Annotated in this window: 3 protein-coding genes; 1 reads left to right on the top strand and 2 read right to left on the bottom strand. The window is 71.0% G+C overall.

The annotated features are described in order from the left end of the window. The first annotated feature begins 156 nt into the window (after nucleotides 1-156). Nucleotides 157-1,170, top strand: a complete 1,014-nt coding sequence (locus tag NM1_RS19955) for a tyrosine-protein phosphatase (protein ID WP_084519810.1) — start codon at nucleotides 157-159, stop codon at nucleotides 1,168-1,170. A 101-nt stretch (nucleotides 1,171-1,271) separates the two neighbouring features. On the opposite strand, the gene NM1_RS19950 is transcribed toward NM1_RS19955, so the two are convergent. Both NM1_RS19950 and NM1_RS19945 read right to left on the bottom strand, forming a co-directional pair. Then, nucleotides 1,272-2,195 carry an aldo/keto reductase gene (locus tag NM1_RS19950; RefSeq protein ID WP_068021729.1) on the bottom strand — a complete coding sequence of 308 codons (924 nt, stop codon included), beginning with the start codon at nucleotides 2,193-2,195 and terminating at the stop codon, nucleotides 1,272-1,274. A gap of 27 nt (nucleotides 2,196-2,222) precedes the next feature. Next, the gene (locus NM1_RS19945) at nucleotides 2,223-16,259 is read right to left on the bottom strand and encodes a non-ribosomal peptide synthetase (protein ID WP_169814294.1); all 14,037 of its coding nucleotides are present in this window, start codon (nucleotides 16,257-16,259) and stop codon (nucleotides 2,223-2,225) included. Nucleotides 16,260-16,373: the final 114 nt, after the last annotated feature.

Here is a 16,373-nt window from a genome sequence, read left to right as displayed (position 1 = left end):
ACGCGACACTTCGGATGCGTTGGGGGCGTGGGGGGTTTGTGTTGTCGATAGTGAATCCCGGTGAGTGCGTGGGTAGTCCCGGTGAGTGAGGCAAGGGCGGCGAGATAGGCGGGAAAGCTGTCGCGGTGGGTGCAACCGGTTCTAACGTCGCCCGCCATGAAGATTTCCCTCATTTCCCTTCTCGGCGCGGCCGTTACGGCCGTCGCCCTGACCGCCGGTCCGGCGACGGCCGACCCGTCGACGACCCAACCCTCGGTGACGGCCCCGCCGTCGGCGCCCGCGAATCCGTCGGTGACCGGCGAACCGTCGACCACCGACCCCGTCGTGCCGGAGGCGCCGTCGGCGGAAGGACAGTCCGCGGACGAGCCGTCGGTGGCGAGTGCCGCCGCCGGGCGCATCACCCTGCAGGGCGCGGTCAATGTCCGCGATATCGGCGGCTACCGCACCTACGACGGCAAGACCACCAAGGCGGGCAAGGCGATTCGCGCCGATTCGCTGGAGAAACTGACCGATGCCGATATCCAGAAGCTGGGTTCGCTGGGCCTGCAGGCGGCCATCGATCTGCGGACTCCGGGCGAGGTGCAGTTCATGGGACCGGACAAGCTGCCGCCCGGCGTACCCCTGGTATCCCGCCCGATCGACGACACCGGCCTGTTCCAGCAGATGATGCAGGTGATCCAGTCCAAGGATCCGGTGAAGCAGGAGCAGCTGCTCGGCAACGGCGGCGCCGAGCGCATCATGCGGCAGGTGTACGGCAGCTTCCTGTCCGATGATTCGCGGGCGAAGTTCGGCCAGACCATCAAGGATCTCGCGGCCACCGGCAAGCCCACGCTGTACCACTGCACCGCGGGCAAGGACCGGACGGGCTGGACCACCTACGTGGTGCTGCGGGCCGTCGGCGTGCCGGAATCGACTGCGCGCCAGGACTATCTGCTGTCCAACGAGTACCGCGCGGCCGCCGACGCCAAGCTGCGCGAGCAGGTCAAGCAGGCCGGATACATGCAGAACCCGGACCTGCTGATCCCCTTGCAGGAGGTGCGTAACGAATACCTGGACACCACCATCCGCCAGCTGGAACAGACCTACGGCGACTTCGGCAAGTTCCTCACCCAGGGCCTGGGCCTGGACCCGGGAACCATCCTGAAACTCCGCAAGAACCTGGTCGGCTGACAACGATAGGAAGGCAGGCCCCGCCTCGATAGAGGCGGGGCCGCGCGCCACCTTCCCGGCGTCCCGGCCTCCCGTCTATCCCGGCATGCTTTCGGCCGGGATCAGCGGCCCAGCTTGGGCAGGCGGAAGCGCGGGCCCTTGGCGGCGGTCGCGGGCTTGTTCACCGCGGACAGCGCGGCATACTCGTCGTCGGTCAGGGTGAGGGTGGCCGCGGCGATGTTCTCCTCCACGTGCGCGACGCTGGAGGTGCCGGGGATGGGCAGGATCACCGGCGAGCGGCGGAGCAGCCAGGCGAGCGCGAGCTGGGACGGGGTGGCGTCCTCGCGCTTGAAGGTGTCGAGCGGCCCGCCCGGGCGGGCGAGATCGCCGGTGGCCATGGGGAACCAGGGAATGAACGCGATATTGTTCGCCTCGGCGTAGTCGAGGACGTCCTCGGCGCTGCGGTCGGCCAGGTTGTACAGGTTCTGCACCGAGACGATCTCGGCGATCTTGCGCGCCTGCGCCAGCTGGGCGACCGTGACCTGGGACAGCCCGATGTGCCGGATCTTCCCCTCCTTCTGCAGCGCCGCCAGCTCGCCGACCTGATCGGCCAGCGGCACCTGCGCGTCGATGCGGTGCAGCTGGTACAGGTCGATGCGCTCCACACCCAGGTGGCGCAGGCTCAGTTCGAGCTGCTGGCGCAGGTACTCGGGACGGCCGACCGGAATCCACTCACCGGGGCGGGGACGGCTCAGACCGCCCTTGGTCGCGATGACCATATCGTCCGAATACGGGTGCAGCGCATGGCGAATGAGCGTCTCGCTGACGAAGGGGCCGTAGGAGTCCGCGGTGTCGATGAAGGTCACACCCAGTTCGGCGGCCCGGCGCAGCACCCGGATCGCCTCCTCCGGATCCTTCGGATCACCCCACACACCGGGACCGGTGATCTGCATCGCACCGTAGCCCAGGCGATGCACGGGCAGATCGCCGCCGAGGGCGAAGGTGCCCGAGGCGGCGGCGGGACGCGAGTCGGCTTGGGTGGTCATAGATTCCTTCCGAACGGGGATGGCTGATCAGTCGGGGCTGGGAAAGAAGCCCGAGTTGATGAAGGACCGGACATAGGCATCCAGCGCCGCCGCGTCGATCGGCGGGCAGTCGATGCCCTCGCCGCGCAGCGCCGCCCGCGTCCGGGTGTCGTCCACGGGGGCGACGGTTCCACCGTAGTTGCCGCTGACCAGCACCGCGCGCACGAGCGAATCGTCGCCGGACGCATCGCGGGTGGCGGCCTCCTCGGCCAGGCGGGTCGCGATCTCCTCGATCGGCGCGACCGAGACCGCAATCCCGTTGCCGCGCAACGATTCGAAGATGTCGGCGATCGCCACCGACTCCGAGTGCACCAGGTGGTATGCCGACCCGTCCGCGGGCAGCGCGGACAGCGCCACGATCGCCTGCACGACGTAGTTCACCGGCACCAGCGGCATGGCGGCATCGCCGGTGTCGGGCGCCAGTCCGAGCACGGCGGCGGCCCGGATCATGTTCCAGAACGAGTCGTCGACGCTGTTCACACCGACTCGCGGGTCACCGCTCACGATTCCGGGGCGGTAGATGCTCACCGGGACACCGCGCTCCCCCGCCTGCCGGATCAGCTGCTCGGCCGCCCACTTGCTGGCTACGTACCCGTTCGCGGCGACGTCGCGAACGTCCAGGTGGGCGTCCTCGCGGCCGATGAAATCCGGTGCGGGAGCGGCCGGTACGACGGTGTTGACGGTGGAGACGAAGTGCACGGGCTTGATCCGCCCGAGCGTCGCCAGCCGCAGCACCTCGCGGGTGCCCGCCACATTGGCCGCCCGCAGCCGGGCATAGGGCTCGATGTGGTTGACGCGGGCGCCGTTGTGATAGATCGCCTCGATCTGGTCGGCCAGGCGGGCGTATTCGGGTCCGTCCAGCCCGAGCCTGGGCGAAGCCAGATCGCCCGGCACCGCGACGATCCGGCGGCGGTCGGCGTCGTCCCAGATGCGGTACTTCTCCAGGGCGTCGCGAATCCGCTTGTGCGCCTGCTCCTCGTCGTCGGCCCGCACCAGGCACCACACCCGGGCGTCGGTGCCGGACAACAGTTCCCGCGCCAGATGCGCGCCGACGAATCCGGTGACGCCGGTGAGCAGCACGTCCCGGGGCGCCCGCGTGCGGGCTGGGGCGGCGCCCGCGCCGTCGATATCCGGGTCGAGCACGGCATCGGCGGCGAGCGTGGCGAAGTCGACCGGCGGCACCGCGACCGCCGGTTCGTCCGGGTTGTCGATGCGGGCCGCGAGGCCGCGCACCGTGGGCGCAGTGAACACCGCGGCCATCGGCACGTCCACGCCGAGCCGGGCGGTCAGCGCGCGCTGCAGCGTGAACGCGAGCAGCGAGGTGCCACCGAGATCGAAGAAGTCGTCCTCGGCGCCCGCGCGGGCCACGCCGAGCACCTCGCAGAACGCCTCGGCGACAAGACGTTCGGTGACGCCGGCCGGTTCGACGTACTCGCGGGCCCGGAAGACCGGCCGCGGCAGCGCCGCCCGATTCAGCTTGCCCGCGTCGTTCGTCGGGAAGGAGTCGAGCACCATGATCACCGAAGGCACCATGTACGACGGCAGCACCTGCCCCAGCGCTTCCCGCAGGGCGTCCACCGAGAGGGTGCCCGCGGAGGCTGGGCCGGTCGACGCTGCCGGGACCACATAGGCGGCGAGCTGGTCGCCGGTCTCCGTGGCCGCCGCGACCACCACGGCCTGGGCGACGGTGGGCTCGGCCAGCAGGGCGGTCTCGATCTCGCCGAGTTCGATGCGGTGGCCGCGGATCTTGGCCTGGAAGTCGCTGCGGCCCAGGTATTCCAGTACGCCGTCGGCGTCGCGGCGAACGAGGTCGCCGGTGCGGTACATCCGGGCGCCCGAAGGGCCGTACGGGTCGGCGACGAAACGGTCCGCGGTCAGCTCCGCGCGGCGCATGTAGCCGCGCGCCAACTGGTCTCCCGCCAAATACAATTCGCCGACCACTCCGGCGGGCACCAGGTGCAGCCGGGTGTCGAGCACGTAGGTGCGCGTATTCCATTGCGCCACACCGATCGGCACCGTCGCGCGGTCGCGGGTCGAGGCCTGCCGGTAGGTGACCGAGACGGCGGCCTCGGTGGGGCCGTACAGGTTGTGCAGCCCGGCGTCGGACAGCGCGGCGAATTCGGCGACTGTACCCGGCGGCAGCGCCTCGCCGATGACGAAAACGTCACGCAGCGAGGACAATTGCTCCGGCCGCGCGGCGGCGAGGAAGACCTGCAGCACCGACGGGACGAAGTCGGTGAGCGTGACCTCGTGCGTGGCGATCAGGCCCGCGATGTAGCCCGGGTCGCGCTGGCCGTCCGGCGCCGCGAGCACCAGCCGCGCACCCGCCCACAGCGGAGCGAAGAAGCCCCACAGCGATACGTCGAACGTGGTCGCCGTCTTCTGCAGGTAGGTGTCGCCGGGCCCGAATCCGTAGTGCGCCACCATCCATTCGATCTGATTGGTGATCGCGCCGTGCGAGACCAGCACGCCCTTGGGACGGCCGGTCGATCCGGAGGTGAACAGCACGTACGCCGGATGGTCCGGGCGCAGCGGGGCGCGCAGTTCGCGGGCGGCGACGGAATCGGCTACGTACTCGGACAATTCGAGGGCATCGATCTCGACGACCCGCACGCCGGACCCCGGTACCGGATCACCGCCGGTCGTCAGCACGCAGACGGGCTCGGCCGTCTCCAGCACATATGCGATGCGGCCCGCCGGATGGTCGAGGTCCAGGGGCAGGTAGGCGCCGCCCGCCGTCAGCACGGCGTACATCGCCACCAGCAGCTCCGGCGAACGCGGCATGGCCAGTGCCACCACGGATTCCGGACCGATCCCCTGCGCGATCAGGTACCGCGCCAGGCGGTTCACCCGCGCATCGAATTCCCGGTAGCTCCAAGCCGTTTCGCCGGAAACGAGGGCCGGTGCGTCCGGTGTCGCGGCCGCGGCGCGGCGGAAGCCGGTCAGCAGGAGTTCTCCCGCCACGGGATGCGCGGTGTCGGACAGCAGTCGCGGGCGCTCGCCCGCGTCGAGCAGGTCGATATCGCCGACCACGGCGGCGGGGTCGGCGGCGATCGCCGCGAGCAGGCGCACGAACCGATCCACGAAGCCCTGCACGGTGTCGTGGGAGAACATGTCCGTGGCGTAGGTGACGATGCCGCCGAGACCCGCCGGGGCGCCCGCCGCGTCGTAGGTGTCGCCGATCATCCAGTGCAGGTCGAACTGCGAGACCTCGGCGCCGACGTCCAGGCTCGCCACGGTCAGCCCGGGCAGTTCCAGTTCGACCGAGCCCAGGTTCTGGAACGACAGCGCCACCTGGTACAGCGGGTGCCGGGCGGTCGACCGCACCGGATTCAGGGCGTCGACCAGGCGCTCGAACGGCACGTCCGCATGCGCGAATGCCTGGATGTCGGATTCGCGCTGCCGGGCCAACTGCTCGCGGAAGCTCGCATCGCCGTCGTAGCGGGTGCGGAACACCAGGGTGTTGATGAACATGCCGATCAGGTCGTCCAGCGCGGCGTTGCCGCGCCCGGCGACCGGTCCGCCGATCGCGATATCGTCGGTGCCCGACAGCCGCGCCAGCAGCACCGCCAGCGCGGTGTGCACGACCATGAACAGCGTCGCGCCCTCGGCGCGCGCCAATTCGGCCAGCGCACGGTGGGTTTCGGCATCGATGGACACCTCGGCCCGGCCACCGGCGATGGACCGCACCAGCGGACGCGGCCGATCCGACGGCAGGTCCAGCTGGTCGGGCAGCCCGGCCAGCGCCTCCCGCCAGTAGGCGATCTGCTCGGACACCAGCGACCGCGGATCGTCCTCGGAACCGACCACGGACCGCTGCCAGATGCTGAAATCGGCGTACTGCACCGGCAGTGGGGCCCACTCCGGGGCCGCCCCCGCGCCGCGTGCCGCATAGGCGGTCATCAGGTCGCGGGCCAGCGGGCCGATCGACGAGCCGTCGGCGGCGATGTGATGCACCACCATCGCCAGCACGTACTCCCGCCCACCGGCGTTCGCGGCGCCCAGGTCGAACAGCACGACCCGCACCGGCACCTCGGCGGTGAGATCGAACACCGTCCGCGCCAGCGCGGCGAGCTCCTCCATCAGCTCGGCCGGATCGACTGGCACGACCCGCAGCTGCGGAACTGCCTGCGACGCAGGCAGAATCACCTGCACGGCGGCATCGCGCCCGCTCCCGTCCGGCACCTCCCTCGGCGGGTAGACCGTGCGCAGGATCTCGTGCCGGGTCACCAGGTCCGCGATGGCGGCCTGCAGCGCCTCGGCGTCCACGGTGCCGGTCAGCCGCACCGCCAGCGGCACGTTGTAGGCGACCGAGGCGGTATCGAGGCGATTGAGCAGCCAGAGGCCCTGCTGCGCCAGCGACAGCGGAATCTGTTCCGGCCGTGGGCCCGCGGTGAGGGCGGGGCGGTCGTCGGCGGTGGACTGCTCGTCCAGGCGGGCCGCCAGCGCCGCCACCGTCGGCGCCTCGAACAGCAGCCGGACCGGGACGCGCAGGTTCAACGCGGCGCCCAGCCGGGCCATCAGCCGGGTCGCGATCAGCGAGTTGCCGCCGAGTTCGAAGAAGTCGTCGTCGGCGCCGACGGGCGTTGCGGGACCGAGCAATTCGGTGAACACGTCCGCGACCAGTTCTTCCAGCCGACCGGACGGCGCCCGGAACTCCCGGGTGTGCAGGACGGGCGCGGGCAGCGCGGCGCGGTCCAGTTTGCCGACCGGGGTCAGCGGGATCTCGTCGAGCAGCATGACGGTCGTCGGCACCATGTGCGCGGGCAGGCTGGCCTCGGCGAGCGCGGTCAGGTCCTCGACCGCCACCTCGGACCCTGCGGACGCGTGCACATAGGAGACGAGAATCGTTGCACCACTGGGCAGTTCATGCCCGACGGTGACGGCGAAGTCGACCGCGTCGTGTGTGGCGAGAACCGCGTCGATCTCGCCGAGTTCGATGCGGAACCCGCGGATCTTGACCTGGAAGTCGTTGCGGCCCAGGTACTCCACATCCCCGTCACCGGTCCGCCGCACCAGGTCACCGGTCCGGTACAGCCGCCCGCCGTCGGGGTCGAACGGGTCGGCCACGAACCGGGCCGCGGTCAGCCCGGGACGCTCGTGATACCCCCGCGACAGCTGCGCGCCGGTGATGTACAGCTCGCCGACGGCTCGATCGGGCACCGGTGAGAGCCGTTCGTCCAGTACGTATTCGGTGATGCCGCGGATCGGACCGCCGATGGTGACGGTCTCCCCCGGCACCAGCGGCGTGCTGATATTGGTCATGATGGTGGTCTCGGTCGGCCCGTACCCGTTGTACAGCTCCCGGGTGCGTCGGCCCGAGATCGGAATCACCCAGCGCTGCACCAGGTCCGGCGGGCAAGCCTCGCCACCGGCGATCACCACCCGCAGCTTGTCCAGGCCCTCGGGATCGACCGACGCCAGCGCCGACGGCGTGATGAACGAGTGCGTCACGCGCTCCCGGCGCAGCAGGGCGGCCAGTTCCGCGCCACCGTAGACGGTCGGCGCGGCCACCACCATCGTGGCGGCGCCGCCGACGGCCAGCAGCAGTTCCAGCACGGAGGCGTCGAACGACGGGGACGCGAAATGCAGTGTGCGGGAGCTGCTCGTCACCCGGTACCGCTCGCGCTGTTCGGCGCAGAAGCCCGCCAGCCCGGCCTGGGTGACGATCACGCCCTTGGGCTTGCCGGTCGATCCGGAGGTGTAGATGGCGTACGCCGGATGCTCGGCGCGCAACGGCCGCAGACGGTCGGCGTCGGTCACGGGATCGGCCGAACAGCCGTCGAGTTCGCGATCGATGTCGCCGCCGTCGATGGCCAGCCACGGCAGCTCACCGGGCAGACCCGCGGCCAGCTGCTCGACCGTGAGTCCCAGTACCGCATGCGAATCCGCCACCATGTGCGCGATCCGATCGGCCGGGTAGTTCGGGTCCACGGGCACGAATCCGGCGCCGGTCTTCGCGATCGCCCAGACCGCGAGCACCGACTCCACCGAGCGCGGAATGCCAACGGCCACCAGGTCTTCCGGGCCGATGCCGCGGCCGATCAGCAGTCGCGCCAGCCGCGTCGACCGCTCGTCGAGGTCGACGTACTCCAGCTCGTCCAGCCGCTGCGAGGCGTCCGCGAGCACGACCGCGATGCCGTCCGGGTTGTCGTCGACGGCGTCGGCCAGCAACTGCGGCAGCAGCGCCACCGCGTCCTGCTCCGCCGATTCCGGCCGGGCGGGTACCGGCGCCGACAGCGCCCGGTCGCGTTCGGCGGCGTCGAGGAGGTCCACGTCACCGACGATCGCCTGCGGGTCCGCGGCGACCGCGGTGAGCAGCCGCTCGAACCGCCGCCCCAGGCCCTGCACGGTGGCTTCGTCGAAAATGTCGGTCGCGTAGGCGAATTCGACGACGAGCCGGTCCGGGGTCCCGTCCTCGGCATAGCGCGGCTCGACCGTGACCTGCAGATCGAACTTGGCCACGATCTCGCCGGTATCCACCGCCGCGACCGTCAGGCCCGGCAGTTCGAGCGCGGGCTGTTCGAGGTTCTGGAACGACAGCATCACCTGGAACGGCGGGCCGTCCGCACCGGCCGCCTCGACCACCCGCTCGAACGGGATGTCCGCATGGGCGAAGGCCGACAGGTCGGTCTCGCGGGCGCGGTCGACGAGTGCCGCGAACGGGGCGGCCCGGTCGACGTTCACGCGCAGGGTCAGGGTGTTGACGAACATGCCGACGAGATCGTCGAGGACCGCGGCGCCCCGGCCCGCGATCGGCGTGCCGACCGTGATGTCCGAACCGCCGGAGAGGCGGGCCAGCAGCCCCGCCAGCGCGGCGTGCACCACCATGAACAGCGACGAATTGTGTTCGCGCGCAATACCGGCCAGCCCGGCGTGCGCGGCCGCGGGTACGACGGTCACGACCGACGCGCCACGCCCGGACGGACGCGCCGGACGCGCACGGTCCAGCGGCAGCCGCGCGGCGTCGGACACACCGGCGAGCTGCTGCCGCCAATAGTCCAATTGTCCTGCCGCGATCGACGTCTCGTCCTCGTCGGTACCGATGACGGACCGCTGCCAGATCGCGAAGTCGGCGTACTGCACCGCGAGCGGGGCCCAGCCCGGCGCCGTGCCGCCGGTCCGCGCCAGGTACGCGGTGACCAGATCCCGGGCCAGCGGCGCCAAAGACACACCGTCGGCCGAAATGTGGTGCACGACAACGACGAGCAGGTGCTCACCCGCGGCCGCGTCGGAGAACAGCCGGGCCCGCACGGGCGGCTGCGCGGTGACATCGAACCCCGCGGACATGAGCGCGGCGACCCGGTCGTGATCGCCGGGCGTGGCGGCCTCGACCACCAGCCCGTCCGGCAGCGCCGCGGCGACCGGCAGGATCTCCTCGTACGGTTCCCCGCCGGGTCCGCGCACCGGGAACCGCGTGCGCAGCGCCTCGTGCCGCTCCAGGACATCGGTGACGGCCTGCCGCAGCGCGGGCATGTCCAGGTCGCCGGTGAGGCGGATGGCGAAAGGCAGGTTGTACGAAGGGGATTCGGGGTCGACCTGGTTGAGCACCCACATGCGCTGCTGCGCCAGCGACAGCGGAACGAACTCCGGCCGAGCGGCCCGGGTCAGCGGCGGACGATCCGACGCGTCGCCAGCGCCCGGCACGATCCCGGCCGCCAGCGCGGCCACCGACAGCGTGTCGAACAGCGCCCGCACCGACACCCGCGTATCGAGCGCCGCGCTCAGCCGGGCCACGACCTGGGTGGCGATCAGCGAATTGCCGCCGAGGGCGAAGAAGTCGTCGTCGGCGCCCACGCGGTCCATGCCGAGGACGTCGGCGAACACCCCGGCCACGATCTCCTCGATCGGGGTGGCGGGCGCGCGGAACTCGCGGGCGGCGAATCGCGGCCGCGGCAGGGCCTTCCGGTCCAGCTTGCCGCTGGTGTTGAGCGGGAACTCGGCCAGCTCCACGATCGCCGCCGGAACCATGTAGACGGGCAGGGTCCGCCGCAGCGCCGGGAGCAGCTGATCGGAATCGATCCGCGCACCGGGTGCGGGCACCGTGTACGCCACCAGCTGGTCGCCCAGCTCCGAGGACACCACGGTGACCACGGCCTGGCTCACCGACGGCTGCGCCAGCAGCGCCGATTCGATCTCGCCCAGTTCGATGCGCTGGCCGCGGAACTTGACCTGGAAGTCGGTGCGGCCCAGGTACTCGAGCGCCTGCTCGCGCCACACCACCAGATCGCCGGTCCGGTACATCCGCTCGCTCGCGGCGAACGGATTCGCCACGAACCGGTCCGAGGTCAGGTCCGGGCGCGACACATAGCCGCGGGCCAGCTGATCACCGGCCAGGTAGAGCTCACCGGTGACACCCTCGGGCACCGGGCGCAGCCGCGAATCCAGCACGTACACGTGAGAATTCCACTCCGGCAGGCCGATCGGCACGCTGGAGCGCTCCTCGCCCGTGGCGGGCCAGTAGGTGATCGAGACCGCGGCCTCGGTCGGCCCGTACAGGTTGTGCACCGCGGCGTCCGACACCGACCGCAGCGCGGTGACGGTTTCGGGCGGCAGTGCCTCGCCGATCGCGAACACCCGTCGCAGCGCGGGCACCGATCCCGGCGCGGTGTGCGCGGCGAAGACCGTGAGCATGGAGGGAACGAAGTCGGTGACGGTAACCCGTTGCGCGGCCATCGTTTCCGCGAGGTAGGCGGGGTCGCGATGACCGTCGTGCGTGGCGACGACCAGCTTCGCCCCGGCGCGCAGCGGCAGGAAGTAGCCCCACAGCGAGACGTCGAAGGTGGTGGCGGTCTTCTGGAAGTAGACGTCGTCGGCACCCATCGGGTACTCGGCCAGCATCCATTCGATCTGGTTGTGTATCGCGCCGTGCGAGACCGCGACGCCCTTCGGGCGGCCGGTCGAGCCCGAGGTGAACAGCACGTAGGCCGGGTTGCCCGGATGGACGGGCCGCAGCAGTTCCGCCGCCCGCACCGGGCCGCCGTCGAACTCGCCGGTCTCCGCGGTGTCGATGTGCAGCACTGGAATTCCGTCCGGCACCGCCACGGCGTCGGCGGTCGTGCCGAGCACACACACCGGCTGCGCGGTGCTCAGCACATGGCCGATGCGCTCGTCCGGGTGATCGGGGTCCACCGGCACGTACGCGCCGCCCGCGGTGACGATCGCGTACATACCGACGACCAGATCCAGCGAGCGCCGCACCGCCAGGCCGACCAGCGACTCCGCGCCCACACCGCGCGAGATCAGCAGGCGGGCAAGTCGATTGACCCGCTCGTCGAATTCGCGATAGGTCAGCTCCCGGCCCTCGAAGGCCACCGCGACCCGGTCCGGATGCTCGGCCACCGCGCGCCGATAGCCGTCCAGCAGCAGTCCGGGCCGCACCGGATGCCGGGTATCGTTGCGGTCCAGGATGATTCGGTCCCGCTCGGCGGCGGAACGCATGATGTCGATCTCGCCCACCGGCGCGTCATGGTCGTCGATCAGCGCGTCCAGCACCCGGAACATCCGTGCCGCAAGGGTTTCCACCTCGTCGGCGGTGAACCGGCTGTCCAGGTACTTCCAGGTGAGCTCGATCGTCGAATCCGCCAGCACCATCAGCGTCAGCGGGTAGTGCGTCTCGTCGTGCATGCCGACGCCGGTCACCGACAGGCCGTCGATGGAGCTGGCGGCGGCGATGGCGTCCCGGTCGATCGGGTAGGACTCGAAAATGATCAGGGAGTCGAATTGCGCTCCGGCACCGGCGATCTGCTGGATGTCGGGCAGGCCGACGTAGTGGTGGTCGAACAGTTCGGCCTGCTCGGCCTGCAACCGTCGCAGCACCTCGCCGCGCGCCACGCGATCGTCGACGCGGACCCGCACCGGCAGCGTGTTGATGAACAGGCCCACCATGGATTCCACGCCGGTCAGCTCGGCCGGGCGACCGGATACCGTGGCGCCGAACACGACATCGTCGCGGCCGGTGAGCCGGCTCAGCAGGATGCCCCACGCCGCCTGGACGACGGTGTTCACCGTGACGCCGAGGTCGGCGGCGCGCTTGGTGAGGCGGCGGGTGCGCTCGGCGTCGACCTCGGTGGCCAGCTTGCCGATCGCGTGTCCCTGGGGGCCGCGCGGGGGCGGCGCGAGCCGGGTCGGCTCGTCCACGCCGGACAGCGCGCGCTCCCACACTCGCAGCGACGCCTCGCGGTCCCGGCTCGCGAGCCAGTCCAGGAACATGCGGTACGACGCCACCCGCGGCAGCGCGGACTGATCACCGCGAGTTGCGTACAGCAGCAACAGGTCCCGCATCAGCAGCGGTACCGACCAGCCGTCGAGCAGGATGTGATGGGACGTGATCGCCAGGTGCCACCGCCCGTCGGCGACCGCCGAGGTGCGGTACAGGACGAAGCGCATCAGCGGCGCTGCGGCCATGTCGAATCGGGTTTCGCGTTCGGCGACCACCAGCCGCTCCAGCTCCGCCGCCCGCTCGGGCTCGGGCAGGTGCGTCAGATCCACCTCGCGCCAAGGCACTTCGACCGAGTCCATGATCAGCTGTACGGCGTGCCCGCCGGAGTCGGGGACGAAGGCGGCCCGCAGATTCGGGTAGCGGTCCACGATCGCCTGCGCGGCGGCGCGCAGCCGCCCGGCGTCCAGCGTGCCGCCCAGGTCCACCCGGGCCTGGGTGGTGTAGATGTCCACCGTCGCCTGCGCCATCAGGGCGTGGAACAGCAGGCCCGACTGCAGCGGCGACAGCGACCACACGTCGGCCAGCGCCGGGTGATCGCGTTCCCACCCTTCGATATCCGGCTGGGTGACCCGGACCAGCGGCAGATCCGACGGCGTGCGGCCATGGGCATCGGGCCGCCGCGCGTGCCGGGCCAGCGCGGTGAGCGCCTCGACCCACAGGTCTGCGAGCTCCTGCACCCGCTCGCGGGTCAGCAGCCCGGCCGGGAAGGCGAACGACGCGCCCAGCTGCGGCCCCTCGGAGCCGTCGGTGACGATCGCGTTGATGTCGATCGCCCCGTTCGCGGGCATATCGGAATCCAGCTCCGCGTCCAGCGACCCCAGGTCGGTGACCGGCACCCAGCCGGATTCGGCGGCCTCGCCCGCGTCGGCGGCGCCCCCGGCCGAGATGCGGCCCAGGTAGTTGAAGGTGATCTGACCGGCGTCGGGCAGCTGCCCGGCGGTCTCGGGATTCAGGTGGCGCAGCAGGCCGTAGCCGATGCCCCGGTCCGGCACCGCCAGCAGCTGCTCCTTCACCGCCTTCAGCACCGACCCCAGCACGGGCCCGCCGTCGAACGCCTCGGCGAGGTCGGCGCCCACCGGATCGATCCGGACCGGATACGCGCTGGTGAACCAGCCGACCGTGCGGGACAGATCCGCGCCCGGGGCGAAGTCCTCCTCGCGGCCGTGCCCCTCGAGCTTGACCAGTGCGGGACGGCCGGTGGTCTCGCCGCGCCAGCGGCTCACCGCCAGCGCCAGCGCCGACAGCAGGCCGTCGTTGACGCCGCCGCGGTACGCCGCCGGGATCGCGGTCAGCACGGCATCGGTCACCGCGGCCGGAACCGTCACCTGCACCCGCTCGAGCGTGGCGAAGGTGTCGACGGCGGGATCGAGTGGGCGGGTACCGAACAGCGGATCGGGGGTCTGCGAAACCTCTTGCCAGAACGGCAGTTCCGCGATCCGCGCCGGATCCTCGGCGGCGTCGGACAGCGCGTGCGCCCAGCGCCGCACCGAGGTTCCGTTGGCGGGCAACGACACCGGCTGACCGGCCGCCAGCTGCAGCCACGCCACCGCGAGATCCGGGATCAGGATCCGCCAGGACACGCCGTCCATGACGAAGTGGTGCGCGACGACGAGCAGCACGTCGCGACGAGTGTCCTGTCCCGGGAAGGCGAACCAGACGAACTGCACCATCGCGGCCGCGGCCGGGTCCAGGCGTCCCAGTGCCGCATCGTATTCCGCGCTCGCCAGCCGCGACAGCTCGGCGTCGTCGATATCGGCGGGCACCTCCACGCGATGCAGCAGCGCATCGGCATCGACCGCGCCGTGCTCCAGCGCCTCGAAGGTCCAGCCCTGCTCCGCGGAACCGCGCAACCGGGCGCGCAGGATGTCGTGATGATCGAACACCGCGCCGAGCGTCGCGACCAGGATGTCGCGGTCGATGCCCTCCGGCAGACGCAGCGACATCGACTGCGAGTACCGCTCATACGACGTGCCACCGCGCACGGTCGCCGCGATCAGCGGGGTCAGCGGGATCTCCCCCACGCCGCCGCCGGGCAGCTCTGCCAGCTCCTCCCGCACAGATGTTCCTGCGCGGGAAGCGATCTCGGCCAGCGCCGCCACCGTGCGGTATTGGAAGACGTCCTGCGCGCTGAACACGATGCCGCGGGACTTGGCGCGCGACACCAGCTGGATCGACAGGATCGAGTCGCCGCCCAGCGCGAAGAACGAATCGTCCACGCTCACCCGCTCCACGCCGAGCACGGCGGCGAACAGCTCGGCCAGGACGGTCTCGTCCGCGGTGGCGGGCGCACGGAATTCTTGCGTCTCGAAGACCGGTGCGGGCAGAGCGGCGCGGTCGAGCTTGCCGATCGGGGTCAGCGGGATCTCGTCCAGCACCATGATCAGTGCCGGAATCATGTGGGCGGGCAACGACTCCGCGAGGAACTCCGCCAGCGCGGCGGTGTCGACGGCGGTTCCGGCGCGCGGCAGCACGTAGGACACCAGCGCCGCGGCGCCCGAGGGCTGGGTGTGGCCGATGGTGGCCGCGTAGTCGATATCGGGATGGGCGGTGAGCGCGTTGTCGATCTCGCCCAGCTCGATCCGGAAGCCGCGGATCTTGACCTGGAAATCCGAGCGGCCGATATATTCGATCGTGCCGTCGGATTCGTTGCGCCGCACCAGGTCTCCGGTACGGTACAGCCGGGTGCCCGGGTTTCCGATATCGATGCCGAACGGGCTTGCGACGAACCGCTCCGCGGTCAAACCGGGCCGCCCCAGATACCCCTGCGCCAGCGCCGGACCCGACAGATACAACTCGCCCGTGACGCCGGACGGCACGGGGCGCAGCCGCGTGTCGAGTACGAAGGCACCGAACCCCGGGAGCGCGGTACCGATGGTGATCGGCTCATCCGCCGCCATCGGCGCGGTGGCGGTGGCCCAGATCGTGGCCTCGGTCGGGCCGTAGACGTTGGCGAACGACCGGCCGTCCCGCACCCACCGCCCGACCAGCTCCGGGCCGAGCCGGTCCCCACCGACCATCACGACCGCGAGGTCGCTCAGCTCCGCCGGATCCACCGACTCCAGGACGCCGGGCGTGATCAGCAGGTGCGTCACGCGTTCGCGCCGCAGCAGCTCCGTCAGGTCGGCGCCGCCGAACACCTCCGGCGGCGGCACCACCAGCGTCGCGCCCGAGGAGAAGGTGGCCAGCAACTCCAGCACGGAAGGGTCGAAGTTCGGCGAGCACACGTGTGTCATCCGCGAATCCCCGCTCACCCCGAAGCGTTCGCGCACGAAGGCCACCAGCGCACCGAGCCCGGCGTGGGTGACCACGACGCCCTTCGGCCGCCCCGTGGACCCCGAGGTGTAGATGACATAGGCCGGATGCTGCTCGGTGAGCGGGCGCACGCGGTCGGCGTAGGAGATCGGATGCGACGGCCGTTCGGCGATCCGGGCGGCCTGCGCGGGCTCGTCCAGCTCGAGCCAGTCGACGTCGGCGCCGAGTGCCGGACGGTGCGTCGTGGTGGTCAGGCCGAGCGCCGCACCGGAATCGGAGAGCAGGTGCGCGATCCGCTCGGGCGGGTAGGCCGGATCCACCGGCACGTAGGCCGCGCCGGTCTTCGCGACCGCCCAGACGGCCAGCACCGATTCGATGCTGCGCGCGATGCCGATCGCGACCGTGTCACCGGCGCCGATCCCGCGGTCGATGAGCTCGCGGGCCAGCCGCGAGGAGGACTCGTCGAGCTCCCGGTAGGTCAGCTCCCGGGCCGCGGTTCCCGCGCCGGACGGCGGGACCCGCACGGCGACGGCGTCGGCTGCGGATTCCACCGCGGCGGTGAGCAAATTCCCGAAGAGCAGGCCGCCGCCCCGACGACGACTACCACGCGAGGAACGACGATCCCTACCCACTTTGGCGCTTCACCTCTTGCCTCATACCAGCTC

This window comes from Nocardia mexicana NBRC 108244, from assembly GCF_001613165.1.
Taxonomy (GTDB): domain Bacteria; phylum Actinomycetota; class Actinomycetes; order Mycobacteriales; family Mycobacteriaceae; genus Nocardia; species Nocardia mexicana.
The sequence above is the reverse complement of the archived record's forward strand: the minus strand, read 5'-3'. Positions and strand labels throughout refer to the sequence as shown.